Source organism: Allobosea sp. FG18 (assembly GCF_057809495.1).
The window spans coordinates 52,251-78,582 of record NZ_JBMDKB010000023.1 but is presented as its reverse complement, the minus strand read 5'-3'; the positions used below and the strand labels follow the sequence as shown (position 1 = coordinate 78,582).

The 26,332-nt window shown below is 66.9% G+C and carries 22 protein-coding genes; 8 read left to right on the top strand and 14 right to left on the bottom strand.

Translation table 11 applies throughout. The features are described from left to right. The first annotated feature begins 23 nt into the window (after nucleotides 1-23). Nucleotides 24-944, top strand: a complete 921-nt coding sequence (locus tag ACODTJ_RS23260; RefSeq protein ID WP_488850214.1) for an AraC family transcriptional regulator — start codon at nucleotides 24-26, stop codon at nucleotides 942-944. Here the strand turns inward: ACODTJ_RS23260 and ACODTJ_RS23255 are convergent. Continuing rightward, nucleotides 934-1,650: a DUF502 domain-containing protein gene (locus ACODTJ_RS23255; protein WP_454656982.1), complete on the bottom strand. Its 717-nt coding sequence runs from the start codon at nucleotides 1,648-1,650 to the stop codon at nucleotides 934-936. The genes ACODTJ_RS23260 and ACODTJ_RS23255 overlap by 11 nt on opposite strands. A 128-nt stretch (nucleotides 1,651-1,778) precedes the next feature. On the opposite strand from ACODTJ_RS23255, the gene ACODTJ_RS23250 reads away from it, so the two are divergent. Then, a complete protein-coding gene (locus ACODTJ_RS23250; RefSeq protein ID WP_454656983.1) occupies nucleotides 1,779-2,165 on the top strand; it encodes a YbaN family protein in 387 nt (128 codons plus the stop codon). A gap of 185 nt (nucleotides 2,166-2,350) precedes the next feature. On the opposite strand, the gene glmS is transcribed toward ACODTJ_RS23250, so the two are convergent. Next, complete coding sequence (gene glmS / locus ACODTJ_RS23245; RefSeq protein ID WP_454656984.1) at nucleotides 2,351-4,177, bottom strand: glutamine--fructose-6-phosphate transaminase (isomerizing); 1,827 nt, start codon at nucleotides 4,175-4,177, stop codon at nucleotides 2,351-2,353. Between the two features lie 120 nt (nucleotides 4,178-4,297). Continuing rightward, a complete protein-coding gene (glmU, locus tag ACODTJ_RS23240; protein WP_454658996.1) occupies nucleotides 4,298-5,665 on the bottom strand; it encodes a bifunctional UDP-N-acetylglucosamine diphosphorylase/glucosamine-1-phosphate N-acetyltransferase GlmU in 1,368 nt (455 codons plus the stop codon). A 308-nt stretch (nucleotides 5,666-5,973) separates the two neighbouring features. Here glmU and ACODTJ_RS23235 point away from each other — a divergent pair, with 308 nt between their 5' ends. Continuing rightward, entirely contained in the window at nucleotides 5,974-7,533 is a 1,560-nt protein-coding gene (locus ACODTJ_RS23235; protein ID WP_454656985.1) for an OpgD/OpgG family glucan biosynthesis protein, read from the top strand. 20 nt (nucleotides 7,534-7,553) lie between these two features. After that, complete coding sequence (mdoH, locus tag ACODTJ_RS23230) at nucleotides 7,554-9,704, top strand: glucans biosynthesis glucosyltransferase MdoH (protein ID WP_454658997.1); 2,151 nt, start codon at nucleotides 7,554-7,556, stop codon at nucleotides 9,702-9,704. A 189-nt stretch (nucleotides 9,705-9,893) separates the two neighbouring features. Here mdoH and ACODTJ_RS23225 read toward each other — a convergent pair whose 3' ends face one another. The 7 genes from ACODTJ_RS23225 to tpiA form a co-directional block, all read right to left on the bottom strand. Next, the gene (locus tag ACODTJ_RS23225) at nucleotides 9,894-10,775 is read right to left on the bottom strand and encodes a VOC family protein (RefSeq protein WP_454656986.1); all 882 of its coding nucleotides are present in this window, start codon (nucleotides 10,773-10,775) and stop codon (nucleotides 9,894-9,896) included. Between the two features lie 70 nt (nucleotides 10,776-10,845). Further along, on the bottom strand, nucleotides 10,846-12,015 hold the full coding sequence (locus tag ACODTJ_RS23220; protein WP_454656987.1) for a glutathionylspermidine synthase family protein: 1,170 nt from the start codon (nucleotides 12,013-12,015) through the stop codon (nucleotides 10,846-10,848). A gap of 1 nt (nucleotide 12,016) precedes the next feature. Further along, on the bottom strand, nucleotides 12,017-12,631 hold the full coding sequence (locus tag ACODTJ_RS23215) for a DUF1190 domain-containing protein (protein ID WP_454656988.1): 615 nt from the start codon (nucleotides 12,629-12,631) through the stop codon (nucleotides 12,017-12,019). Nucleotides 12,632-12,638: 7 nt separating this feature from the next. Beyond that, a complete protein-coding gene (locus ACODTJ_RS23210; RefSeq protein WP_454656989.1) occupies nucleotides 12,639-13,040 on the bottom strand; it encodes a DUF350 domain-containing protein in 402 nt (133 codons plus the stop codon). A 331-nt stretch (nucleotides 13,041-13,371) separates the two neighbouring features. Continuing rightward, the gene (gene pyrG, locus ACODTJ_RS23205; protein ID WP_454656990.1) at nucleotides 13,372-15,000 is read right to left on the bottom strand and encodes a CTP synthase; all 1,629 of its coding nucleotides are present in this window, start codon (nucleotides 14,998-15,000) and stop codon (nucleotides 13,372-13,374) included. Between the two features lie 154 nt (nucleotides 15,001-15,154). Further along, nucleotides 15,155-15,568, bottom strand: coding sequence for a preprotein translocase subunit SecG (gene secG, locus ACODTJ_RS23200; protein WP_454658998.1), 414 nt, complete (start codon nucleotides 15,566-15,568; stop codon nucleotides 15,155-15,157). Between the two features lie 144 nt (nucleotides 15,569-15,712). Next, nucleotides 15,713-16,477: a triose-phosphate isomerase gene (gene tpiA / locus ACODTJ_RS23195; RefSeq protein WP_454656991.1), complete on the bottom strand. Its 765-nt coding sequence runs from the start codon at nucleotides 16,475-16,477 to the stop codon at nucleotides 15,713-15,715. Nucleotides 16,478-16,665: 188 nt separating this feature from the next. On the opposite strand from tpiA, the gene ACODTJ_RS23190 reads away from it, so the two are divergent. Both ACODTJ_RS23190 and trpE read left to right on the top strand, forming a co-directional pair. Next, entirely contained in the window at nucleotides 16,666-18,579 is a 1,914-nt protein-coding gene (locus tag ACODTJ_RS23190) for a peptidylprolyl isomerase (RefSeq protein WP_454656992.1), read from the top strand. A gap of 2 nt (nucleotides 18,580-18,581) precedes the next feature. After that, entirely contained in the window at nucleotides 18,582-20,096 is a 1,515-nt protein-coding gene (trpE, locus tag ACODTJ_RS23185; RefSeq protein ID WP_454656993.1) for an anthranilate synthase component I, read from the top strand. 74 nt (nucleotides 20,097-20,170) lie between these two features. On the opposite strand, the gene ACODTJ_RS23180 is transcribed toward trpE, so the two are convergent. Beyond that, complete coding sequence (locus tag ACODTJ_RS23180) at nucleotides 20,171-20,746, bottom strand: TIGR00645 family protein (protein ID WP_454656994.1); 576 nt, start codon at nucleotides 20,744-20,746, stop codon at nucleotides 20,171-20,173. Nucleotides 20,747-20,989: 243 nt separating this feature from the next. Between ACODTJ_RS23180 and ACODTJ_RS23175 the strand changes: the two genes are divergently transcribed. Beyond that, nucleotides 20,990-21,460, top strand: a complete 471-nt coding sequence (locus ACODTJ_RS23175) for a BA14K family protein (RefSeq protein ID WP_454656995.1) — start codon at nucleotides 20,990-20,992, stop codon at nucleotides 21,458-21,460. 135 nt (nucleotides 21,461-21,595) lie between these two features. After that, on the top strand, nucleotides 21,596-22,375 hold the full coding sequence (gene xth / locus ACODTJ_RS23170; RefSeq protein ID WP_454656996.1) for an exodeoxyribonuclease III: 780 nt from the start codon (nucleotides 21,596-21,598) through the stop codon (nucleotides 22,373-22,375). Nucleotides 22,376-22,531: 156 nt separating this feature from the next. Here the strand turns inward: xth and ACODTJ_RS23165 are convergent, their stop codons facing one another. The 3 genes from ACODTJ_RS23165 to ACODTJ_RS23155 all read right to left on the bottom strand — a co-directional run bounded on the left by ACODTJ_RS23165 (nucleotide 22,532) and on the right by ACODTJ_RS23155 (nucleotide 26,070). Beyond that, nucleotides 22,532-23,443: a tetratricopeptide repeat protein gene (locus tag ACODTJ_RS23165; RefSeq protein ID WP_454656997.1), complete on the bottom strand. Its 912-nt coding sequence runs from the start codon at nucleotides 23,441-23,443 to the stop codon at nucleotides 22,532-22,534. Between the two features lie 25 nt (nucleotides 23,444-23,468). Beyond that, the gene (gene ilvD, locus ACODTJ_RS23160; protein WP_454656998.1) at nucleotides 23,469-25,199 is read right to left on the bottom strand and encodes a dihydroxy-acid dehydratase; all 1,731 of its coding nucleotides are present in this window, start codon (nucleotides 25,197-25,199) and stop codon (nucleotides 23,469-23,471) included. Nucleotides 25,200-25,488: 289 nt separating this feature from the next. After that, nucleotides 25,489-26,070 (bottom strand): YqaA family protein, encoded by a 582-nt coding sequence (locus ACODTJ_RS23155; RefSeq protein WP_454656999.1) that lies wholly within the window; start codon nucleotides 26,068-26,070, stop codon nucleotides 25,489-25,491. Between the last annotated feature and the right edge of the window lie 262 nt (nucleotides 26,071-26,332).

Genomic DNA, 26,332 nt, shown 5'->3' with positions numbered 1-26,332 from the left:
TATGTCGTCGGTAGAAAAAATCTGTGAACCGTGATGCTGGATTTGCAGCAATCCTGATCAAGCGCGGCGGTCTTGCCTGCGCCATGGTGCCGACGCTTCGTGGAGAGAACATGGACCCGGTCAAGGCAGCCATCTGGTGCATCGAGAGCCGTTTCACCGCTGAACTCACGCTCGACGAGATCGCCGAGGTCAGCGGCGTCTCGCGCTTCCATCTCAGCCGCGCCTTCGGCGCGGCGACCGGTCGTTCGGTGATGCGCTATGTGCGCGAGCGCCGGCTGTCGGAGGCGGCGCGCCAGCTCGCCGATGGTGCGCCCGACATCCTCTCGGTCGCGCTCGACTGGGGCTATGGCTCCCACGAAGCCTTCACCCGCGCCTTTCGCGAGCAGTTCGGCCTCACGCCGGAAGAGCTGCGCGCAAGGCGCGACCTCTCATCGCTCGCCCTCGTGGAGTCACTGAACATGCATGACATCACCCCTGCCCCCATCACCGAGCCACGCATCGTCACCGGCAAGCCCCTGCTGATCGCCGGGTTCAGCGGCCATTTCTCGATGGACAAGACGCAAGGTATCCCGCTGCTCTGGCAGAAGATCGCTCAGTATTTCGGCCATATCCCCGGCCAGCGCGGCCATGTCGCCTATGGCGCGAACTATAATTGCGACGAGAACGGCGTCTTCGACTACATCGCAGGGGCTGAGGTCTCGTCCTTCGGGGATCTTACCGACGAGTTCGCGCGGCTGAGCGTGCCGGAGCAGCTCTGCGCGGTGTTCGAGCATAAGGGCCACATCACCGGCATCGCCCAGACCTACAAGGCGATCTGGCAGGACTGGTTCCCGAAATCCGGACGCGAGCCCGCGATGGGCGTCACGCTGGAGCGCATGGATGAGCGCTTCGACGGCACGACCGGCAACGGCACCGTCGAGATCTGGGTGCCGCTCAAGCGTTGACCGGCGGCTTCGTTTCGAGCTTCGGCTTGCCGTTCTGTTCGCCGGGCCGGATCAGCCCGGCCGACATGATGAGCTTGGCGCCATCCTCGACGGAGATCGAGAGTTCGACGACCTCGCGCCGCGGCAGGTAGAAGAAGAAGCCGGTGGTCGGGTTCGGCGTGCAGGGCAGGAAGACGCCGATCTGCTCGTCTCCATCCGGCAGGCGCCCGGCGATCTCGGGCGCCGCGTCCTGCGCGATGAAGACGATCGACCACATGCCGGGCTGCGGGAACTGCACCATGCCGACCTTGCGGAACGAGGTGCCCGACTGCGAGAAGATCGTCTCGAAGACCTGCTTCACGCCCTTGTAGAGGCTGCGCACCACCGGCATGCGGTCGAGGATCGCTTCGCCGGCATTCAGGAGCGAGCGCCCGACGAGATTGGCGGTGAGGAAGCCGAGCAATGTCAGCCCGACCAGCGCGATCACGAGCCCGAATCCCGGAATCGGATAGGGCAGATAGGCATCGGGCAGGTAGGAATTCGGGATGAGGGGCTTCACCAGCCCGTCGATGAAATTGATGAACCACCATGTCACCGAGGCCGTGATGGCAAGCGGCGCGGCAATGACGAGCCCGGTCAGGAAATAACGGCGCAGCCGCGCACCCCAGGTCGGGCGCAGGATTTCCGTCGTCAGGATCAGGCGCGGGTCGGGCGGGCCGGCTGTCATTCGTTTCCTCACCCCACCGGTGCGACCTCGCTCCCGCTTGCGGACGCGACATTGCGCCGTGATATGACACGATAAGCGAGGGAGCGTTATCGGCCAGCCCCGCATTTAGGACAAGCAAGGATGAGGCCGTGACCGAGCCCGATCAGCCGCGACGCCGATGGTCGCGGCCGCTGCTGTTTACTGTGGGCTGGGTGTGCACGGCGCTCGGGGTCATCGGGCTCATCCTGCCGCTGATGCCCGGCACGATCTTCCTGATCGCCGCGGCCTGGTGCTTCTCGCAATCCTCGCCGCGATTCGAGGTCTGGCTGATCGGCCATCCGAAACTCGGGCCGCATGTCCTGCGCTGGCGCCAGACCGGCGCCATCGCCCGGCGCGCGAAATATCTCGCCTGCGGCTCGATGGCGCTGAGCCTTATCCTGCTGACGCAAACGAGTGCGCCACCGATCGCTGTCGCGACGGCGGCGCTGTGTCTGGTTGGTGCGGGCCTCTACGTGGCGAGCCGGCCCGAGGCCTGAGCCAAGCAAGTCGCTCTCAAGACCACCACCGCGTCATCCCGGGCGTAGCGAAGCGAAGACCCGGGATCCATGCCGGAACGCTTCCGATGGAGGCTCAGGCATGGATCCCGGATCAGCGCGGCTTCGCTGCTTGTCCGGGATGACCCGCGTGTTTTCGGACTAAGGAGTGTTGTTGAGGCCTCGCCTCACTCCACCGTGACGGATTTCGCCAGGTTGCGTGGCTGGTCGACGTCCTTGCCCATGAAAACCGCCGTCTGATAGGCGATCATCTGGATCGGCAGGGCGTAGACGACCGGCGCGAAGGTCGGGTCCATATCCGGCATGATGATCGTCGCCTCCGGCTCGATGCCGCATTCGGCGGCGCCCTTCGCGTCGGTGACGAGGATGATCCGGCCGCCGCGCGCCGCGACCTCCTGCATGTTGGAGGCGGTCTTCTCGAACAGCGCGTCATGAGGCGCGACGACGATGACCGGCATGTCCTGGTCGATCAGCGCGATCGGGCCGTGCTTCAGCTCGCCCGCCGGATAACCTTCGGCGTGGATGTAGCTGATTTCCTTGAGCTTCAACGCGCCTTCCAGCGCCAGCGGGAAGCTGGTGCCACGGCCGAGATAGAGCACGTCCTTGGCGCGCGAGAGCTTCTGCGCGAGCTGCTCGATCTGCGGCTCGAGCTGCAGCGCGCGGGCCATCAACCCCGGCAGCGCGATCAGATTCTGTACATGACGGGCCTCGTCCTCGGCTGAGAGCGTGCCGCGGGCGCGGGCTGCGGCAAGCGCGAGCGAGGCGAAAACCGCGAGCTGGCAGACGAAGGCCTTGGTCGAGGCGACGCCGATCTCCGGGCCGGCAAGGGTCGGCGCGACGGCATCGCTCTCGCGCGCGATCGTCGAGGTCGGCACGTTGACGACCGAAAGGATGACCTGCCCGTTCTGGCGGGCATAGCGCAGCCCGGCCAGAGTGTCGGCGGTTTCGCCGGACTGCGAGACGAAGAGCGCCAGGCCCTGGTCCGGCAGCGGCGCCTCGCGATAGCGGAACTCTGAGGCGACATCGATCTCGACCGGCAGGCGCGCCAGCTTCTCGAACCAGTATTTCGCGATAAGGCCGGCATAATAGGAGGTGCCGCAGGCGCTGATCGTCAGGCGCGACAGGCCCTTCCAGTCGATCTGGTCGCCGAAGGGCAGACGTACCTTGCCATTGGCCATGTCGAGATACTGCGTCAGCGTGTGGCCGACGACCTCGGGCTGCTCGTAGATCTCCTTGGCCATGAAGTGGCGATGATTGCCCTTCTCGACCAGGAAGGCGCCGGCGGCGACGCGCTGGGAGCGGCGCTTCACCTGCTTGTTGGTCTTGTCGTAGAAGGTCGCGCCGCGACGGTGGAGCACGACCCAGTCGCCCTCATCGAGATAGGCGATGAGATTGGTGAAGGGCGCGAGCGCCAGTGCGTCCGAGCCGAGATACATCTCGCCGTCGCCGATGCCGACCGCCAGCGGCGAGCCCTTGCGGGCACCGATCAGCAGGTCTTCCTCGCCCTGGAACAGGAAGGCGAGTGCGAAAGCGCCGTGCAGGAGCGGGAGGCTCGCGGCGACCGCATCTGCCGGAGACTTGCCGCGATCGAGCTCGCGGGTGACGAGATGGGCGACGATCTCGCTGTCTGTCTCCGTCTCGAAGACGTAGCCGTCGGCCTGAAGCTCGGCACGCAACTCGCGGAAATTCTCGATGATGCCGTTATGGACGACCGCGAGCTTCGGCGTCGCATGCGGATGGGCATTGGTCTCGTTCGGCTTGCCATGGGTCGCCCAGCGGGTGTGGCCGATGCCGACCAGGCCTTCGAGCGGCTCGTTCGACAGGCGGAGTTCAAGATTCTTGAGCTTGCCCTCGGCGCGGCGGCGGGTGAGCTGGCCGGCTTCCAGCGTCGCGACGCCGGCAGAGTCGTAGCCGCGATATTCAAGCCGCCGCAGGGCCTCGACGACCTGCGTCGCCACTGCTTCCTTGCCCAGAATCCCGACGATGCCGCACATGGACGAACCCCTCAAGCCATTGCTGTCGGCAAAGCGCATAGCCGCGATCGGCGCGCCTGCCCAATCAATCTACATGACGAACTGTGAACGGTGGATGGCCCGATCCGCCCCGATTTTAGACTATTCGGCCGCTTTCTTGGCTGCTTTCCTGGCCGCAGCGGCGATGCGGAAGGTGGTTGCCCAGCCTTCCTTCTCGACCTGGCGGCTGCGGCCAAGGGCGAGCGCGTCGGGTGCGACGTCGCTGGTGATGACCGAGCCGGAGCCGATAATGGCGCCCTCGCCGATCGTCACCGGGGCCACCAGCGAGGAGTTCGAGCCGACGAAAGCATTGGCGCCGATCGTCGTCCTGGACTTGTTGAAGCCGTCATAATTGCAGGTGATCGTGCCGGCGCCGATATTCGCAGCAGCGCCGATCGAGGCATCGCCGATATAGGTCAGGTGGCTGACCTTGGCGCCCGGGCCGATATCGGCCGCCTTCACCTCGACGAAATTGCCGACCTTGGCCTTCTCCGCGAGCTTCGCGCCCGGCCGCAGGCGGCCATAGGGGCCGACGCTGGCATCGACACCCACCGTGGCGCCTTCGAGATGCGAGAAGGCGTGGATCACCGCGCCGTCATCGACACGCACGCCTGGCCCGAACACGACATTCGGCTCGATCACGACATCGCGGCCGATCTGCGTGTCATAGCTGAAGAAGACCGTCTCCGGCGCGGTCAGCGTCGCGCCGCCGAGCATCACGGCGAGGCGCTTGCGACGTTGGAAATCCGCTTCCACGGCGGCGAGCTGGACGCGGTCGTTGACGCCCTGGACCTCGCTTTCGGGCGCCCGCAGCGCGATGGCGTCGAGCCCGCGCTTGCGCGCGACCTCGACCGCATCGGTGAGATAGAATTCGCCTTGGGCGTTGTGGCTGCCGATCGCTTCCAGGATCGAGAGGGCGTGCTCGCCGGAGAGCGCCATCAGCCCGGCATTGCAGAGCGTGATGGCGCGCTGCTCCGGGGTGGCATCCTTGTGTTCGACGATCGCCTCGAGATGACCGTCCTTCTCGACAAAGCGGCCATAGCCCGTCGGGTCCTTGGCTTCGAAGCCGAGCGCGACGACGGCAGCGCCCTCTCTCAAGCCGCGGCGAAGGGCCGCAAAGGTCTCGGGACGCACGAGCGGCGTGTCGCCAAAGGCGATGATGACGTCGTCATGGCCAGCCGCGATGGCGGCCTTCGCAGCGAGGGCGGCATGGGCGGTGCCCAGGCGCTCGTGCTGGATCGCGATCTGCACATGCGGAAGCTGCTTGCGCGCCGCTTCACCGACTTCGGGGCGTTCCGAGGAAATCACGACGGCGACGGCATCCGCGCCGGCCTTCGAAACCGCCGCCAGCGCATGGCCGAGCAGTGACCGACCGGCCACGGCATGGAGCACCTTCGGCCCCCGCGACTTCATGCGGGTGCCCTCGCCCGCGGCCAGGACGATCGCGAGGCAGGATCGGGCCGGCTGCATTTCGGTCATGTTTCTCGTTTCCCCTGCAGGCATGGTTGGACCACCGCCCGCGCATCAGAGTCGAATTCACGCATACTTGCGTTGCAGGCGCCGTGGATAGCCGATCCTTGCACCTTTTGCCAAAGTTCAATCGCAGCGAAAGGCGCCTTTTGCGGACGGCCCTCATGCCGGGTTGACCGCGGCTCGATTTCGATAGATCGCACCATTCGAAAGGCGTGCATCTTCCCGATCGGAAAGGCTTTTCAGGCGAACTGGAAATGCTCTAGAAGCGCGAGGGGCGAGGGCGTCGCCCGCGTAGTTTGGATCCCATGTCGAAACCCTTGAATCGTAGGCAGTTTCTGGAAGGCGCCGCTGGCGGCGCAGCGCTGCTCTCGCTGGCCGGCCCGGCCGCAGCACAGACCCCGACGGGCGCGGCTTCCTTCAACATCCCCTCCCTCGTCGACGGGCAGCGTTTCGACCCGGCGCTGGTGGTCGATGCCGCCCGGGCGCTGGCCCAGCGTCCGCTGATTCCGCTGGCCATCAACGACCTTCCGGAAGGCTACGCCACCCTGCCCGCCGATCAGTATGCGGGCATCCGGATGCAGCCGGGCGGTACGGTCTGGGCCGGCGAGAATCGCGGCTTCACGGTCGAGCCGCTGCATCGCGGCTTCGTCTTCTCCAATCCGGTGAGCCTGTTCACGATCGAGGACGGCACGGTGCGCCGCATCGGCTTCGACCGCAGCAAGTTCGACTACGGGCGGGTCACGCCACCGCAGACCAATGCCGACCTGCAATTCTCGGGCATGCGAATCGCGGCCGGGCTGGAGCGCCCCTTCGAGGTCGCCGTCTTCCAGGGCGGCACCTTCTTCCGCGCCCTGGCGCGCGGCCAGAATTTCGGCGCGATGGCGCGCGCCCTGATCCTGCGGCCCGGCGAGACGCGCGGCGAGGAACTGCCCTTCTTCCGGGCGTTCTGGATCGAGCGGCCGAGCCCTGCCGTGGGTTCGCTGGTCATCCACGGCCTGCTCGATTCGGAGAGCGTCGCCGGCGCCGTGCGGATGACGCTGCGCCCCGGAGACGTCACCTTCGTCGATGTCGAGATGACGCTGTTCGCGCGCCAGGCGCTGGAGCATGTCGGCTTCGGCTGCACGAGCGCGACCTTCCTCTCCGGTCCGCAAAGCCGGCGCGTCTTCGACGACATCCGCTCCTCGATCGGCGAGGTGTCCGGCGTGCAGATGCAGTCGGGCGGTGGCGAATGGATCTACCGGCCTGTCAACAATCCTGCCACCCTGCAGGTCTCCTCCTTCGTCGATGAGAACCCGAGGGGTTTCGGCCTCGTCCAGCGCGAGCGCGATCCCGCCGCCTTCCAGGATGACGACCAGCGCTTCGAGCTCAGGCCCAGCGTCTGGAACGAGCCGCTTGGGGATTGGAGTGCGGGCTCGGTTCAGTTGATCGAGATACCCAGCGATTCCGAGGTCAACAAGAACATCATCACCTATTGGCGGCCGAAGCAGCCGCTGGCGGCCGGCAGCGAGACCTCTCTGAGCTACCGCCAGGCCTGGTGCTGGCAGCCGCCCGAGCGTCCGCCATTGGCGCTCGCCACCCGCTCGCGGCAGGGCAAGGGTTCGCAGGGGCGCCGTCGGCGCTTCATCGTCGAGTTCACCGGCGACCGGCTCGCCGACGCCGCCCTCGTCGCCTCGACGCGGGCGACGATCACGGCCCAGCCCGGCGCGGTCCACAATGTCCGCCTGTGGCCTTATCCGGAGCGCAAGCTGATGCGGGTCGGCTTCGAGGTCGATCCCGGCAACGACAATCTGTCCGAGCTCCGGCTCGTCCTGCAATCGGGCGGTCAGCCCGTCTCTGAGACTTGGTTGAATCGATGGACCTGGTAACGGCAGCCCGCCGCGACGCCATGGAAACGGAACAGCGCAGCTACAGCGTGGCCCGCGAGCCGGCGACGCCGCCGGAAGAGCCGCTGATCATGCCGGTGCAGTCGTTCCGCAGCTGGAAGGCTTCGGACCGCCGCGCGCCGGCAGCGCCGGCCAACTGGAAGACGCCCTGGCTGAAGCGCCTCTTCGTCTTCGGCGGCGGGCTCGCGCTCACCGCCTATGGCGCCTGGGAAATGTACAATGTCGTGTCGGTCAGCCGCACGACCTCGCTGCAGTACGCCTTGCTCGTGCTGTTCACGATCAACTTCTCCTGGATCGCGCTCGCCTTCACCAGCGCGCTGCTGGGCTTCTTCGGCGTCCTGTTCGGCGCCGGCCGGGCGGATCGGGCGGAGACGCTGAAGCACCGCACCGTCGTGGTGATGCCGATCTACAACGAATCCTCGGCGCGCATCTTCGCGGCCGTGGCGGCGATCCGTGAATCGGTCGAGGCAACCGGGCTCGGCGATCATTTCGACTATTTCATCGTCTCCGACACCACCAACCCGGATGTCTGGGTGGCTGAGGAGCGCGCCTTCCTGGCGCTGCGTGAGCGGCTCGGGCCGAACAGCCGTGTCTACTACCGCCACCGGCCGAAGAACCATCATCGCAAGGCCGGCAATATCGCCGATTTCGTGACGCGCTGGGGCGGGCTCTACGAGCACATGGTCGTGCTCGACGCCGACAGCCTGATGACCGGCACCTGCATCGTGCGCCTTGCCGCCGCGATGGAGAACGATCCCGATGCCGGCATCATCCAGTCGCTGCCGCTGATCATCAACCGCAACACCTTCTTCGCCCGGCTCCAGCAATTCGCGGCGCGGGTCTACGGCCCGGTCATCGCCACCGGTCTGGCCATGTGGTCCGGTCGCGACGGCAATTACTGGGGCCATAACGCGATCATCCGCACCAAGGCCTTCGCCGATCATTGCGGCCTGCCGGACCTGAAGGGCAAGCCGCCCTTCGGCGGCCATGTGCTGAGCCACGACTTCGTCGAGGCGGCGCTGATCCGCCGCGCCGGCTGGTCGGTCTACATGCTGCCGGACCTGACGGGCTCCTACGAGGAAAGCCCGCCCTCGCTGATCGACATCTCCGTGCGTGACCGGCGCTGGTGCCAGGGCAACCTCCAGCATTCGCGGATCATGGGCGCGAAGGGCTTCGTCATGCCGACGCGCCAGCATTTCGCCACCGGAATCATGGGCTATCTCGCGTCGCCGCTCTGGCTGATGCAGCTCGTGGTCGGCATCCTGATCGTGCTGCAGGTCAACTACGCGCGGCCGGAGTACTTCACGCAGGAATTCACGCTCTTCCCGGTCTGGCCGCGCTTCGACCCCGAACGCGCCTTGCGCCTGTTCGCGATCACCATGGCGATCCTCTTGGCGCCGAAGTTGTTCGGTCTCCTGCTGACGCTGTTCAACACCAAGCTCCGGCAGGCCGGTGGCGGCTCGATCCGCCTGATCGTCTCGGCGCTGATCGAGGTCCTGTTCTCGGCCTTCTTCGCGCCGATCATGATGCTGATCCAGTCCGGCTCGGTCTTCCAGATCCTGCTCGGCCGCGACACCGGCTGGAACCCGCAGCGACGCGACGACGGCTCGATCCCGCTGAAGGACATCATCCGCCGGCATCGGACCCATACCGTGCTCGGCATCGTGACCGGCCTTTCGGCCTTCATGATCGCGACCTCGCTCTTCGCCTGGATGTCGCCGACGATCGTCGGCCTCGTGCTGGCGATCCCGCTCTCCTGGGCCTCGGGGCAGCTCGCCATCGGGCTCTGGCTCAAGCGCCACAAGCTCCTGATGACGCCGGAGGAAGGCGCCCCACCCGCGATCGCGACGCGCGCCAACGAGCTGCAGGCCGAGTTCGAGAAGGCAGGCTACGACGAGGCCGACGGCATCAAGGCGCTGCATGGCGACGCGGAACTCCGCCACGCCCACGAGTTGATGCTGCCCTATGGCCAGTCGCGGCGGCGCGGCGAGATCGAGCCCGACCGCGCCGTGGCGCAGGCCAAGCTCGTCGATGCCGAGACGGTCGACGACGCCGCGATCTGGCTGAAGCCGAAGGAGCGCATGGTCGTGCTGCATGACCGGGCGCTGATCGGCTTGCTCGCCTCGCTGCCGCCTGTCGAGGCGAAGGGCTGAGGCCGGCCGTTCCGGCCAAGCGCCAACCTTGTCATTCCGGGGCTTCGCGCAGCGAAGAACCCGGAACCCACGACGGGGTGAGCCGGCTGCAATCGGGTCCTGGATGTCCTGCCCAGTCGTGGGTTCCGGGTTCGCGCCCACGGCGCGCCCCGGAATGACAGAGGTGGTGCCGGGCGAGCTGCCGCCGCCTCACCCCTGCTCGAACGCCACCATGCAGCCGAACGCCTCTTCGGCCGGCACGAAGAGCCGCTCCTCGCCACGCTGGAACGACACTTCACTTTCGGTCAGGCGCGCAGCCACGGCTTCGAGATCGGGTACTGACACGCAGAATCCGAGGAAGCGGGCCGGTGTCGTATCCGGCTCGACATGATAGGCGCCCTGCGCCGCTTCGGGATCGAGCACGTCGATACGCCCGCGCGGGAGCGCAAGCACATAATCCTCGTTGCCCTCCAGCACCTCGGCGCCGCCGCTGAAGGCCGTCAGGAAGGAGCGGTGGACGGCGGGCTCCTCGGCCAGCATCACCACGGCAGAGAGCGCCGTCGCACCGTTGGGATGATGCTGGAACTCCGGATTCCAGAAATTCTGCGGCTCGAATTGCTGGCAGACGAAGAAGCCGCATTCCGGCGCGCGCGAATCGGCGGCGAAGGCCAGCTCGAAGGCAACGCGGACATCGCTGCCATCCGGGCGCCGCGCCCGGCGTTCGAAGAAGAAGGGCTCGAAATCGCCGATGCCCTGCGTCTTGAAGGCGGCGGCATCGGCCTTGGCGTCGGTGCTCTCCAGCACCAGCATGGAAAGCCCCTCGCCCTGCCCCGCCAGCGCGTCGCGCACGAAGGCGCCGAAGGAGAAGCGTCGCTCGCCATGCGGCGGGATCGCGGTGTCGTCGGCGATCGTCACCAGCTCCAGGAAGGAGCCGGGAAACTGCACGATCCGGTTCTCGGTGCCCCAGGGGTGACGGTTGCGGGCACCGACGCGGAAGCCGAGCTTCTCGTAGAGGTGCCAGGCGGCGTCGAGATCGCGGACGCCGATGACGAGATGGTCGAGACCGCGGGGCGTTGAGGCGTTTGCAGGCATGGCAGGCTCCGTCGACAGGCGTATCGGAAACCAAGGCTACCACAGATCAGGGCGAGGTGATGTTGCGCGTTCAGGGCTCGATATAGTGCGGCAGGAAGCGCGAGGTATTCTTGGTGATCGGCGAGGCATCCTCGCGGACACAGAGCCCGCAGGCCTGCGAGGCGACGAGCCAGGAGCCGAGCACGGCATAGTTGCCGTCGGCGGAAAACAGGTTGGTCGCGGCATCCTGCAGGACATGGCCCTCGGCGCCATAGGGGCCGTCGTCGCTGTCGAGCACGCGGCCGCGCTCCAGCAGCGTGATATTGGCGCCCTCGCGCGAATAGAGCGGCTTGCGCACATGCCGGGGCGAGTGCGTGGCGCAGCGCGGATCGCCCTCGAAGAAGGCCGGCAACAGGTTGGGATGGCCGGGCTCCATCTCCCAGAGACAGGCGAGCAGGCCCTTGTTGGACAGGATCGCCTTCCAGGGCGGCTCGATGAACTGGCAGCCCGAGCCGGCGAGCGCCTTGCCGTAGCTCTCGCGGAACATCCATTCCCAGGGATAGAGCTTGAACAGGGTCTCGATCGGCTGGTTGGCGCCATCGCAGAAGCGCCCGTCGGTGAGCAGGCCGAGCTCCTCGATATAGGTGAAGCGGGCGTCGAGCCCGGCCTGCACGGCGCAATCGGCGAGGTAGTCGACCGTGCCCTTGTCCTCGGGGCTGCCCTGCACGCAGGTCAGGTGCAGGCGATAGGGCGAGGGTTCGCGCAGGCCCTGAAAGGCCGCGATCAGGCGCTCGTGCAGCGAGTTGAACTGGTCGCTGCCGCGCGGGATCGCACCGCGCGCCATCGCCTGCTCCAGCCAGTCCCACTGCACGACGCTCGATTCGAACAGGGCGGTCGGGGTATCGGCGTTGTATTCGAGCAGCTTCGCGGGCCCGCGCCCGTCATAGGCGAGGTCGAGCCGGCCATAGAGATTGCGCTCGCCGCGTTGCCAGCTACTGCGGATATAGTCCCAGTGCTCGGCTGGGATCGCGAGCTTCGTCAGGATCTCCTCATGGTCGAGCGCCTTCTCGATGAAGGCGAAGCAGAGCTGCTCGATCGCCTCGGTCGGTGCCTCGATATCGCGCTCGATCTCCTCCAGCGTGAAGGCGATCGCCGCGCTCTCGTCCCAATAGGTCTCGCCGTCGATGGTGTGGAAGGCGAAGCCGAGGCGCTCGACCTGCTCGACCCAGTCCGGGCGTGGCGGCAGCGTGACGCGACGCATCTCAGGACGAGGAATGCGAGGAGAAGGAGCGCGCGATCGAGCCGAAGCCGCCGCGCGAGGCCGTGCTGGTCGCAGCCGTGCTGCCGCCGCGGGCGCCAGGCGAGAAAGCTGCGGTGATGCTGCGGCCGGACGTCGTCGAATAGGCGCGCGAGCGGCTGCTACTACTGCCGCCATAGTAGCCGCCCGACGAGCTGGACGAGGACGAGCGCGCCTGCTGGCATTCGGGCTGGGTCGAGCCCGGCGGGCATGTGGCGGCGGTCGGCGGCATCAGGGGCTGCGCCTGCCCGCCTGAGAGGCCGCGCGCCAGCATGAAGCCCGCGAGCGCCGGGATGAAGTATTGCGCACCGCCGATCGTCGCGGAGCTGCAGCCATTGGCGCCGTATTGCGCCTCGCAGGCGGTCTGGCTCTGGAATTTCGGTGCGTCCTTGAGCCGTGCGGCGGTCGCTTCCGAAAAGGCCGTCTCGCATTGCTGGGCAGTCAGCTGCCCGGCCGCCCGGCAATCGCTCAGGCTGTTATAGACGAGGTTCTCCTGCGGGTCCTCTGATGTCATCGACCAGACGGTGGCGACGAGGAGGACGCCGGCGGCCGCGAGCCCAATCTGGGAGGAGCGCTTCATGGCCGCCTCATTCCGTCATGCTGGCCGCGGCCAGCGTCCCGGAGACGACGGCGATCACGGCGAGCATGACGGCCGAAGGCAAGCGGTCCTCCTCGATCTTGCGCGACAGCTCCGGAATCAGCAGCCGCGCCAGGCCATAGGCCGCGAACTGGATGATCATCGCCGCAGCCGCCCAGAGCACGCAGTCGGGAATGCTGCTGGCCTGCGAGATCGCCTGTTCCAGCGGCAGCGAGAAGCCGACCGTGTTGCCGCCGAGCGCGACCGCCGCCGAGAGATTGCCGCCGCGGATCAGGGCGATCTCGTCATGGGCGGTCATCCGTAGGTAGACCGCGACGAAGGCGGCGATCAGGGCCGCGCCAACGATGAAGTACAGAAGGAACGCGGGCAGGCCCGCCATCGAGATCGTCATGCCGCTCTGCCCCCCTGCCCTGTGCCGCCGCGCCGACCACAGGTCGACGAGGCAGCCTATTCTCAGGGTAACAGGAGAACGGCACAAGCCGTCATTCAAAGAGAGGATGCGCCGGATACTTGGTCGGTGCGGCTTCGCGCCACACGATTGTCATTCCGGGGCGCGCCGCAGGCGCGAACCCGGAACCCACGACTGGGTGAGACATCATGTGTTCGGCTGCAAACGGCTCGCCCGGTCGTGGGTTCCGGGTTCTTCGCTTACGCGAAGCCCCGGAATGACAAGGGCGGCTCCGAGCGGGAAAGCGCCCGAAACTGCCAGACAACCTCTTGTGTCAGACCAGGCGGCTCTGGGCCTTCGCCGCCTCGATGAAGCTGGCGAAGAGCGGGTGCGGCTCGAAGGGGCGCGACTTCAGCTCGGGATGGTACTGCACGCCGATGAACCAGGGATGGTCGGGATATTCGACCGTCTCGGGCAGCAGGCCGTCGGGCGAGAGCCCGGCAAAGCGCAGGCCCTTGGCCTCCAGCTGCTCGCGGTAGCCCATGTTCACCTCGTAGCGGTGGCGATGGCGCTCGGAGATCTCGGTCGAGCCGTAGATCTCGGCGATCTTCGAGCCTGCCGCGAGCGTCGAGGCATAGGCGCCGAGCCGCATGGTGCCGCCGAGATTGCCGCCGGCCGCGCGCTCTTCCAGCTCGTTGCCGCGCATCCACTCGGTCATCAGGCCGACGACCGGCTCCGAGGTCGGGCCGAACTCGGTCGAGTTGGCGTTCTCGATGCCGGCGAGCGAACGCGCCGCCTCGATCACCGCCATCTGCATGCCGAAGCAGATGCCGAAATACGGCACCTTGCGGTTGCGCGCGAAGGTCGCCGCCTTGATCTTGCCCTCGGCGCCGCGATGGCCGAAGCCGCCGGGCACGAGGATGCCGTGGACATGCTCGAGGAAGGGCGCCGGGTCCTCCTTCTCGAAGACCTCCGACTCGATCCAGTCGAGATTGACCTTCACATTGTTGGCGATGCCGCCATGGGTCAGCGCCTCGATGAGGGACTTATAGGCGTCCTTCATGCCGGTATATTTGCCGACGACGGCGATGGTGACCTCGCCCTCGGGGTTCTTCACCCGGTCGGAGATGCGCTTCCAGTTGGTGACGTCGGGCTCGGGCTTGGCGTCCATGCCGAAGGCGGCGAGCACCTCGGTGTCGAGCCCCTCGGCGTGGTAGGAGAGCGGCACGTCGTAGATCGAGGCGACGTCGCGGGCCTCGATCACCGCGGTCTCGCGGACATTGCAGAACAGTGCGAGCTTGCGGCGCTCCTCGCGCGGAATCTCGCGGTCGGTGCGGCAGAGCAGGATGTCGGGCTGGATGCCGATCGAGCGCAATTCGGCGACCGAATGCTGGGTCGGCTTGGTCTTCAATTCGCCGGCGGTCGGGATATAGGGCAGCAGCGTCAGGTGCACGAAGATGCACTGGCCGCGCGGGAGCTGCTGGTTGGTCTGGCGGATAGCTTCCAGGAAGGGCAGGCTCTCGATGTCGCCGACCGTGCCGCCGATCTCGACCAGCGTGAAGTCATAGCCCTCGTTGCCGGTCAGGATGAATTCCTTGATGGCATTGGTGACATGCGGGACGACCTGGATCGTCGCGCCGAGATAGTCCCCCCGGCGCTCCTTGGTCAGGATGTCCATGTAGATGCGGCCGGTGGTGATGTTGTCGCCCTTGTTGCAGGGCCGGCCGGTGAAGCGCTCGTAATGGCCGAGGTCGAGATCGGTCTCGGCGCCGTCGTCGGTGACGAAGACCTCACCGTGCTGATACGGGCTCATCGTGCCCGGATCGACGTTCAGGTAGGGGTCGAGCTTGCGCAGGCGGACCGTATGGCCGCGCGCCTGGAGAAGGGCTGCGAGAGCCGCCGCCGCCAGGCCTTTGCCAAGCGAAGACACCACGCCGCCGGTGATGAAAACATACCGCGTCATGGGAGGTCACCTCTATCGCCACGGGTTCGATTCGCTAAGCGCGTTCTGAGCAGTCCCGCCTTGCCCTGCGCGCTTGTCCACAAAAGAGAAGGCCGGTCGCCCGGCCTCTCCCAACTCAAAAGAGAAGGGCCGGTTTCCCGGCCCGTACCCTGTCTTACTGCTGCGGCGCCGCTGGCGGCGTCGGCGGCTGTGCACCGCCCTGATTCTGGTTCTGCAACTGGCGAAGCTGGTCGAGGACACCGCCGGCATTCGGGGCGCTCGGGCCTGCCGGCGCACCAGGGACGGCCGGAGCAGAGGTCGCAGGCGCGCCGTCGATGATCGAGCGCTGCGTGCGGCCGGTATTGGCCATCACCGCGAGCACGATCGAGGTCAGGAAGAACAGGCCGGCAAGGATCGCCGTCGCCCGGGTCAGGGCATTGGCCTGGCCGCGGCCGGTCATGAAGCCCCCGACGCCGCCTCCGCCGCCCGAACCCATGCCGAGGCCGCCGCCTTCGGAGCGCTGCAACAGCACGACGCCGACGAGCGCGACGACGATGATCAGGTGGATGACGATGAGAACGTTCTGCATGGTCTCACGAAAATGGGCATGGCGCGGGCCGCCGCCAAGGGCCACCCGCTCCTCCTCGAAGATCGAGGCGAATTCGGCGCGGCACATAACATGCGTGGACCGGCAGCGCCACCCCTGCGTGCCGGCCTATTCACGCAAGGATGCTCAGCCGGCGCAGGCCCGGGCGATCGCCAGGAATTCCTCGGCCTTGAGGCTGGCGCCGCCGACGAGCGCGCCGTCGACATGGGCGACATTCATCAGTTCGGCGGCGTTCGAGGGCTTGACCGAGCCGCCATAGAGCAGGCGGACGCCGGAAGCGGCCTGCTTGCCGAGGAGACGGCCGAGTTCGGCGCGGATCGCCTCATGCATCTCGGCGACATCGGCGGCGGTCGGCGTCAGGCCCGTGCCGATCGCCCAGACCGGCTCATAGGCGACGACGAGCGTCGCAGCCGTCGCGCCGTCCGGCACCGAGCCGCGGAGCTGCTTCTTGACGACGGCGAGCGCCTTGCCAGCCTCGCGCTCGTCCCTGGTCTCGCCGACGCAGACGATCGGCACCAGCAGCGCCTTCTGCGCGGCCTCGGCCTTGGCCTTCACCGTGGCGTTGGTCTCGCCATGGAGCGTGCGGCGCTCGGAATGGCCGACGATGCAGAAGTTCGCGCCAGCATCGGCCAGCATCGCGGCGGAGACCTCGCCGGTGAAGGCGCCGGAGGCTTGCGTGCTGCAATCCTGCCCGCCGGTCGCGATGCGCGAGCCGATCAGCGCAGCGGTGGCAGCGAAGAGCAGGCTGGAAGGCGGGCAGATCGCGAGATCGACAGCCGGCTTCAGCGCGGCGTCATAGCCCTTGGCGACCTCGGCCGCGATGGCGAGGTCGGCCTTGAGGCCGTTCATCTTCCAGTTGCCCGCCACCAGCGGCTTGATGCTGCGCGTCACGTCGATCCTCCTGAAATCCTTTCCCCGGCTCTAGCAATGCCGGGCCGGCGCCGCAATCGCGTGCGAAGCCGCATCGGAATTGCGACGGCGATTGCGGCTTTCGCCGCCGGTTCCTATAAGCAGCGCCGGCAAATACGCGCGCGGACCCGTTTCCGCGCCACGGACAGGTTCAGGGAAAGACAGCTTCGATGATGATGCAGGGCATCCGCAAGGCGGGTCAGGGTCTCCTCGGGAAGATCGTGATCGCCATCATGTTCGGCTTCCTCATCATTTCCTTCGCCATCTGGGGCGTCGGCGACATCTTCCGCGGCTATGGCCGAAACGAGGTGGCCAAGGTCGGCAAGACCGAGATCGGCCTCGAGCAGATGCGCACCGCCTATCAGAACGAGATCCAGAACCTGATCCGCCAGCAGCGCCGGCAGATCTCGCCCGAGATGGCGCGCGCGCTCGGCCTCGACCGGCAGGTGCTGTCGCGCCTGCTCACCGAGGCGACGCTCGATCAGACGGCGCAGGGCATGCGCCTTGCGGTCTCCGACGAGACCATCCGCAACCTGATCTTCGACGACCAGGTCTTCCGTGACGCCTCCGGCCAGTTCTCCTCGGCCCGCTTCAACGAGTTGCTGCGCTCGAACGGCTATACCGAGCAGAGCTATGTCGCGCTCCAGCGCTCGACGATCCTGCGCCAGCAGCTTTCGGAGATGGTCGTCGGCGGCCTCGCCGCCCCGCTCGCCCTGCAGGAGATCGGTAACCGCCTGCGCAACGAGAAGCGCTCGATCACCTTCGCTCGCATGCCGGCGAGCGCGGCCGGCGAGATCGCCGCCCCGAGCGAGGACCAGCTCAAGAGCTTCTTCAACGACCGCAAGATCGCGTTCCGCGCGCCGGAATTCCGCACGGCCGCCATTCTCTCGATCACGGCCGAGACACTCGCCGATCCCGCCAAGGTCACCGACGAGGAGGCCAAGGCGCGCTACGAAGCGACCAAGGCCCAGCGCTTCACCGCAGCCGAGCTGCGCACCGTGCAGCAGATTCCGTTCCCGAACGCCGAGGAGGCGCAAGCCGCCAAGGCCAAGATCGACGGCGGCGAGACCTTCGACGAGATCGCGACCGAACGGAACGTCGCCTTCAACGACCTGACGCTGGGCACGTTCAGCCGCGAGCAGATGATCGACCCTGCCGTGCGCGATGCCTCTTTCGCGCTGGAGGAAGGCGCCGTCAGCGCCCCGGTCACGGGCGCCTTCGGCACGGTGCTGCTGCGCGTGACCAAGGTCGACAGCGCGCATGTTCGCCCGTTCGAGGAGGTCGCGGCCGAGGTGAAGCAGGAGTTGGCGACGAGCCGCGCCGCCGCCCAGGTCACCGAGCTGCACGACAAGATCGAGGATCAGCGCGCCGCGGCCAGGCCGCTTGCCGAGATCGCCAAGGAGCTCAGCCTCACGCTGCGCACGGCCGGCCCGATGAATGCCGGCCTCGGCAAGCCCGACGGCTCGCGCGAGGAGGCTCTGCCGGGCGGCGATTCGACGCTGCAGGCGATCTTCCGCTCCGATATCGGCGTCGACAACGAGGCGATCCGCCTGCCTCGCAATTCCGGCTATGTCTGGTTCGACGTCACCAAGATCGATCCGGCGCGCGAGCGCGGCTTCGACGAGGTCAAGGCCGAGGTCGAGAAGCAGTGGCGCGCCGACGAGACCGCGACGAAGCTCTCGGCCAAGGCGCGCGAGCTCATCGAGCGCCTCGACAAGGGCGAGAACTTCGACGCGGTCGCGGCCTCGGCCGGGCTGACCATCGAGACCGCCGCGGATCTCGGCCGGCAGGACCAGCGTCCGGAGCTGCCGGGCACGGTCGTCGCTCAGGTCTTCGGCACCGCCGCGGGCAAGAGCAACTCGGCCGCCGGCACCGATGGCGGGCGCATCCTGTTCAAGGTCGATTCCGCGACCGTCGCGCCTTACGTCCGCACGACGCAGGAGGCCGGCAATTTCGAGCGTCTGCTCTCGCAGAACGTCAGCGAGGACATCCTGCTGCAATATGTCGCCAAGCGGCAGGCCGAGCTCGGCGTCAGCATCAACGAGGCCGCCTTCCGCAACGCGACCGGCGGGGCACAGAACTGACGATGCAGCCGCTCCAGGAGTTCGAGCACTTCGCGCAGGCCTACGAGACCGGCGCCCCGCAATTGCTGCGGCAGGTGCTGGTCGGCGATTGCGAGACGCCGGTCGCCGCCTTCCTGAAGCTGCGCCATGCCACGACCGGCCCGGCCTTCCTGCTCGAATCGGTCGAGGGCGGCGCCGTGCGCGGCCGCTATTCGATGATCGGGCTGGAGCCGGACCTGATCTGGCGCTGCCATCACGGCCAGGCCTCGCTCTGCCGCACGGCTCTGGGCGAGAGCTTCCTCGACGATCCGCGCCCGGCTTTCGAGAGCCTGCGCGCGCTTCTGGAAGAGAGCGCCATTCCGGAGGCCGAGGGCCTGCCGCCGATGGCGTCCGGCGTGTTCGGCTATCTCGGCTACGACATGGTGCGCCTGATGGAGCGTCTGCCCGAGCCGAAGGAGACCGGCACCGGCGTGCCCGACGCGATCCTGACGCGGCCGACGCTGATGGTGGTGTTCGACGCCGTGCGCGACGAGATCCATGTCGTCACGCCGGTCCGGCACATGCCCGGCGTCGGCGCGCGCCATGCCTATGAGCGAGCGCAGGAGCGGCTGGAGGCCGTGGTGCGGGCGTTGGAAGGCGCCCTCCCCGCCGAGGCCGAGATCGACATCGCCAACCTGCCGGTCCCGGCGACCACCTCGAACACGAGCGAGGCCGAGTATCTGGAGATGGTCGACAAGGCGAAGGAGTACATCCGCGCCGGCGACATCTTCCAGGTCGTGCTGTCGCAGCGCTTCGAGGCGCCTTTCGCGCTGCCGCCTTTCGCGCTTTACCGGGCGCTGCGGCGGGTCAATCCGGCGCCGTTCCTGTGCTATCTCGATTTCGGCGACTTCCAGATCGTCTGCTCGAGCCCCGAAATCCTGGTGCGCCTGCGCGACGACACCGTCACGATCCGGCCGATCGCCGGCACGCGGCGGCGCGGCGCGACCGAAGCCGAGGACAATGCTCTCGCCGAAGAGCTGCTGGCAGACCCGAAGGAGCGCGCCGAGCACCTGATGCTGCTCGATCTCGGGCGCAACGATGTCGGCCGTGTCGCCGAGATCGGCACGGTCAAGGTCACCGATTCGTTCTTCATCGAGCGCTACAGCCAGGTCATGCACATCGTCTCGAATGTCGAAGGCAAGATCGACCCGAAGCACGATTCGCTCGGTGCCTTGATCGCAGGCTTCCCGGCCGGAACGGTCTCGGGCGCGCCAAAAGTCCGAGCGATGGAGATCATCGACGAGCTGGAGCGCGATGCGCGCGGCGCCTATGCCGGCTGCATCGGCTATTTCGGCGCCAATGGTGAGATGGATACCTGCATCGTTCTGCGCACGGCCGTGGTCAAGGACGGGCGCATGCATGTCCAGGCCGGCGCCGGCATCGTCTACGATTCGAACCCGGCCTCCGAGCAGGAGGAGTGCATCAACAAGGCCAAGGCCCTGTTCCGCGCCGCCGAGGAGGCGATCCGTTTCGCCGCTCGCAGCGGGCGCGGCCAGTAAGCCGCACAGAGACCCCGCCTAAAATGCAAAACGCCCCGCCGGATCGGCGGGGCGTTTCTGTTTCGGCGTCCGGGTCAGTGCGCCTTGCCGGGGGCCGCCGTCATCTTGTCGACCCAGGCGATGCCAATGGCCGAGAGGATGAAGACGACATGGATCAGCGTCTGCAGCAGCACGCCGGCTTCGGTGTAGCTCGCGGTCTTGCCGGCGATGCCGATATTGCCGGCCTCGATGAAGGTCCTGAGCAGGTGGATCGACGAGATGCCGATGATCGCCATGGCGAGCTTGATCTTGAGCACGCTGGCATTGACGTGGCTCAGCCATTCCGGCTGGTCGGGATGGCCCTGGAGCCGCAGGCGCGAGACGAAGGTCTCGTAGCCGCCGACGATCACCATGATCAGCAGGTTCGAGATCATCACCACGTCGATCAGCCCCAGCACGACCAGCATGATCTGCTGCTCGCTGAAGTCAAAGGCATGGGTGACGAGGTGCCAGAGCTCCTTGAGGAACAGGAAGACATAGACGCACTGCGCCACGATGAGGCCGATATAGAGCGGCAGCTGCAGCCAGCGCGAGCTGAAGATGATGGCCGGCAGCGGCTTCATCGGGCCAAGCGCGGCGGGTTGGGCGGACGGGTCGCGCGGTTGCGCCATGGTCGGTTTCCGATCCTTCGAATAAATTGTCGCTATGCGCTCGCAGCGCTAGATGGCGAGGAAATTCAGTCTGCGCAAGCGCTTCGGCGTTGCTTTCGAGCGTAAAAGCGACGGGAGCGTGACGGCCCATTTATGCCCGGATTGACTGCTAACTTCCCCTGAGGTCAGTGGGCCGCTACATTCGAATCCAAACGGGGGAACATGCGGAGTTCCGCTCGCCAGGAATCGCAGAGGAGTTTCGTCGTGATCAGGACGCTCGCCGTCGCCGCCGCCCTTGTCGGTGGCACCCTACTCGCCCTGCCGGCCGTGGCCGCCCCGCTGGCTCCTGCAACTGCCGCCGTAGCGACGGCGCAGCCCGGCAGCGATCTCGTCCAGACCGTGCAGTACTATGGCCGCTACGGCTATGGCCCGCGCTATTACGGCTACCGCCGTGGCCCGGCGATCGGCGCCGGCATTGCGGCTGGCGTCATCGGCGGAGCGCTCGCTGCCGGCGCCTTGGCCGCCCCGCCTCCGCCGCCTGTCTACTATTATCCCCCGCCGGCCCCGGTCTATGTCGAGCCGCCGGTGGTCTATGCCCCGGCCGTGCCCCGCGCCTATGGCTACAGCGTCGAGGACACCGACGCGGTCGCCTACTGCTCGCGCCGCTACAAGAGCTACAACCCGGAGACCGGGACCTATATCGCCGCGCGCGGCGTCGTCCGCGCCTGCCCCTGACACGAGGCGACAGCACCATCGCAGACAAGGACTCCCCGCAGCGATGCGGGGAGTTTTTCGTTTGCGGTCGAAACCGGCTTGCCTTGGCGGCGGCCGTGCCGCTTATCCTGCGGCTCGTCTGAATCGGAGCGTCTCGTGCGGATCGCCACCTGGAACGTCAATTCGGTCAGGCAGCGCCTTGGCCATCTCCTCGACTTCCTCGGGGAGGCCGAGCCCGACGCGCTCTGCCTGCAGGAGATCAAGTGCGTGGACGCCGATTTCCCGCGCGCCGAGATCGAGGCCGCCGGCTGGCAGGTCGAGACCCACGGGCAGAAGACCTTCAACGGGGTCGCGATCATCAGCCGCACGCGGCTGGAGGATGTCCGGCGCGGCCTGCCGGGCGATGATGGCGACGAGCAGGCGCGCTATCTCGAAGGCGTGCTGCCGCTCGGCGACGGTGTGGTGCGCGTCGCCTCGATCTACCTGCCGAACGGCAACCCACCCAATACCGAGAAATACCCCTACAAGCTCGGCTGGATGCAGCGGCTCACAGCCCATGCGCGGATGTTGCTGGAGCATGAGGAGCCGCTGGTGCTGGCCGGCGACTACAACGTCATTCCCGAGCCGCGCGACGCCCGCGATCCGGCCGCCTGGGTCAGCGATGCGCTATTCCTGCCGCAGACGCGCGCCGCCTTCCGGGGCCTGACGAATCTCGGCCTGACCGAGGCCCTGCGCAGCACGACCGATGCGCCGGGGCTCTACACCTTCTGGGACTATCAGGCCGGCGCCTGGCAGCGGAACAACGGCATCCGCATCGACCATCTGCTGCTGTCGCCGCAGGCGGCGGACCGGCTATCGGGCGTCAAGATCGCCAAGCATGTCCGTGGCTGGGACAAGCCCTCGGACCATGTCCCGGTGATGATCGACTTGCACTGAGGACGAACGCGAAGTTCGGCAGCATCGTTTGCTGCCGTCGTTCCGGACAAGCCGCGTCAGCGGCGCCGATCCGGAATCCATCGAAGGGTGTTGCGTTCTATGATGGATTCCGGGTCAAGCTCGGAATGACGTAGCCGGTCCGTTGAAAGCCAAAGCTCAGTTCTGCGGGGCGACGACGCTGCGCGAGCTCGCCGGATGATGACGCTCGACCAAGGCCAGCGCCGCCGAACGATCGCCCGCCGAGGCGGATGCGAAAGCCACGTCGTGCCGCTCGATGATCCAGGCCTCACGGGTCGGATCGGCGCCCTCGCGCGCCATGGCTAGCCACATCAGGCCGAGAACCGGCTGGCGGGGCACGCCCTCGCCGCCGCGCAGCAGCATCTCGCCGAAGGCGGCACGCGCGGGCGCATGGCCTTTCTCGGCCGCCAGCTTCATCCAGCGCGCCGCCTGGCGCCGGTCGCGATTGGCACCCTGCCCGGTCATGTAGAGGCGGGCGAGGTTGTACTGGCCGTCCGGGTCGCCGAAATAGGAGGCGGCGTAGTGGAACATGTCGAAGGCGCGGTCCGGGTTGGGCTTCACATAGCTGCCCTTGATCCCGTCCGAGAAATAGTTGCCGAGCGCCACGAAGGCGCTGCCGACAAGGCGCCCGTCGGCGGTGCCGGGCATCGCGTCGGCGTTCTCGTCGGCGATCTTCGAAAAATACTCGAAAGCCTTGAGATCATTGGTCGGGACGCCCTCGCCACCGGCATACATCCGGCCGAGCTTGTACTGCGCCGTGAGATGGCCTTGCGAAGCCGCGTACTCGAGCGCGCGGACGGCGCCGACCTTATTGCCGGCGGTGGAATCGCGCATCCAGGCCTTGAGCGCGTCGCGCGCGCTGGTGAAGGGCACGAGCGGCAGCGCGGCATGGGCCGTGGGCGTGTCAGGGCCGGGAGCGACGGCTGCCGCGTCCGGGCCAAGCACGGAATCGTCCGGCTCCGGCAGCGCCGCGCTGGGGATGGCGCGCGGCGGCAGCGGCTTGGTGCCTGAAAAGTCCTGCGCCAGGACGGCCTGATGTCCGCCCAGCAACAGGAACAGGCATGCTATGGTTGGGCTAGATATCCGCATAGCAATGGGTCTCGGCCGCCCCTCCTGGGTGGGTGACGGCACCGCCTTTGGCGGAGCCGACCGTCTGCGCGTATTTCCACAGCGCGCCGGAATTGTAGTCGGTCTTGCGTGGTTTCCAGTCCTTACGACGCGCTTCAAGTTCGGCATCAGAAAGGCGGACTGCGAGCTTTCCTGTGATAGCGTCGAGTTCGATGATGTCGCCGTCGCGGATCAGGCCGATCGGGCCGCCGACAGCGGCTTCAGGCCCGACATGGCCGACGCAGAAACCACGGGTCGCACCCGAGAATCGGCCGTCGGTGATGAGCGCGACCTTGTCGCCCATGCCCTGGCCGTAGAGCGCGGCGGTGGTCGACAGCATCTCGCGCATGCCGGGGCCGCCCTTGGGGCCCTCGTAGCGGATGACCAGCACGTCGCCTTCTTTGTAGGTCCGGTTCCGGACGGCCTCGAAGGCGTCCTCCTCGCGGTCGAAGCAGCGCGCCGGACCGGTGAAGACGAGCTGGTCCTCGGGCATGCCGGCGATCTTCACGATCGCGCCTTCCGGCGCCAGATTGCCCTGCAGCCCGACGACGCCGCCGGTGACCGTGATCGGCTTGTCGGCGCGGTAGACCACGTCCTGCTGGTCGTTCCACTTCACCGAGGCCATGTTCTCGGCGATGGTGCGGCCGGTGACGGTCATGCAGTCGCCGTGGAGATAGCCGGCATCGAGCAGGCTCTTCATCACGAGCGGGATGCCGCCGACCTCGAACATATCCTTGGCGACATATTTTCCGCCCGGCTTCAGATCGGCGATATAGGGCGTCTTCTTGAAGATCTCGGCGACCTCGAACAGATCGAAATCGATGCCGCATTCATGCGCGATCGCCGGCAGGTGCAGCGCGCCATTGGTCGAGCCGCCGGTCGCGGCGACGACCATCGCGGCATTCTCCAGCGCCTTGCGGGTGACGATGTCGCGCGGGCGGATGTTCCGGGCGATCAGCTCCATCACCATCTCGCCGGCGGTGTAGCAGAAGGTGTCGCGGACATCGTAGGGGGCCGGCGCGCCGCAGCTATAGGGCAGCGCCAGACCGATCGCCTCGGCGACAGTCGCCATGGTGTTGGCGGTGAACTGGGCGCCGCAGGAACCCGCGGACGGGCACGCAGCCTCCTCCAGCTCCTTCAGGTCCTCGTCGGACATGGCGCCGACCGAATGCTTGCCGACGGCCTCGAACACGTCCTGCACGGTCACGGGGCGGCCCTTGAAGGTGCCGGGCAGGATCGAGCCGCCATAGATGAAGATCGAGGGCACGTTGAGGCGCACCATCGCCATCATCATGCCGGGCAGCGACTTGTCGCAGCCGGCGAGGCCGACCAGCGCATCGTAGCAATGGCCGCGCATGGTGAGCTCGACCGAGTCGGCGATGACCTCGCGCGAGGCGAGCGACGACTTCATGCCCTGGTGGCCCATGGCGATGCCGTCGGTCACGGTGATGGTGCAGAACTCGCGCGGCGTGCCGCTGGCGGAGGCGACGCCCTTCTTCACGGCCTGGGCCTGGCGCATCAGCGAGATGTTGCAGGGGGCGGCCTCATTCCAGCAGGAGGCGACGCCGACGAAGGGCTGCGCGATCTGCTTCGCGGTCATGCCCATCGCGTAATAATAGGAACGGTGCGGGGCCTTGGCCGGGCCGACGCTCACATGGCGGCTCGGCAGCCTCGACTTGTCGTACACACGCCCGTCCATCGCCACTCGTCCTGTCCCCCGATCAGCACGGCGCGAAGATGTGCCACGCCAAGCCTGCCGGGGGCAATCGCGCCCCTGAAAACCTGAAATAAGTCCGGAACCCCTGCGGGTTCCGCGCGTTACCCCCGATTTCGATAGATCTCAGGCACTTAACGCAGCGTTTTGCTGGGCTTCGTTTGTGGCGGCTTCTTGGCGATTGGGGGAGCTGGGGCGGTACCGGACACCGTTCCCGCCGGAGTGTTGCGCCGATGTCACAAAGTTTCCGGCGAGAAGCTGACGCTGCGGCAGATCACAGAACCAGCGGCAGCACGAAGAAGCCGCCGACGATGACCACGACGAGGGCCAGCGCCGTCATCGGCAGGTGCTTCTCGATGAAGATGCGGATGTCGTCGCCATAGTAGCGCAGCGCCACCGCGATCATCAGGAAGAAGGTCGCACGCGAGACGACCATGCCGATGGTGAACTTCCACAGGTCGAAATGCAGGAAGCCGGACATGATCGTGACGATCTTGAACGGGATCGGCGTCAGGCCCTTGGTGACGAGCACCCAGAACCAGTAGTCCTGCGAGGTCGCGATCAGGCTGGCCGCCTTGTCCTGCAGGCCATAGATGCCGATCAGCCAGGCGCCGACCGATTCATAGAGCAGCGCGCCGATGGCATAGCCGAGATAGCCGCCGAGCACGGCGCCCAGCGAGCAGATGCCGGCATAGAACCAGGCCCGGTCCGGCCGGGCGATGCACATCGGAATCAGCAGCGGAATCGGCGGCAGCGGGCTGAACGAGCTTTCGATGAAGGTGATGCCGAAGAGCAGCCACGGGGCGGCAGGATGGGAGGCGTATGAAACGCACCAGTCATAGGCTCGCTTGAGCATGGGTTCTGAACAGCCGGTCCTTGTGCCGCCACGCGTTCTGCATGGCGGGTTTGCGTCGGGCGCATCTAAGCGGGGTCCGCGAGAGAATGCCAGTCCTCTCTTGGATCAACGTCAATTTGACGACAGAGGCGTGACCGGAATGCGTCGTCACCAGCGGGAATCCGACCACACCCTGTCATGGTCGGGCTTGTCCCGACCATCCACGTCTTCGTCGATCGCAAGCCGTGTTCAAGACGTGGATGCTCGCCACAAGGGCGAGCAT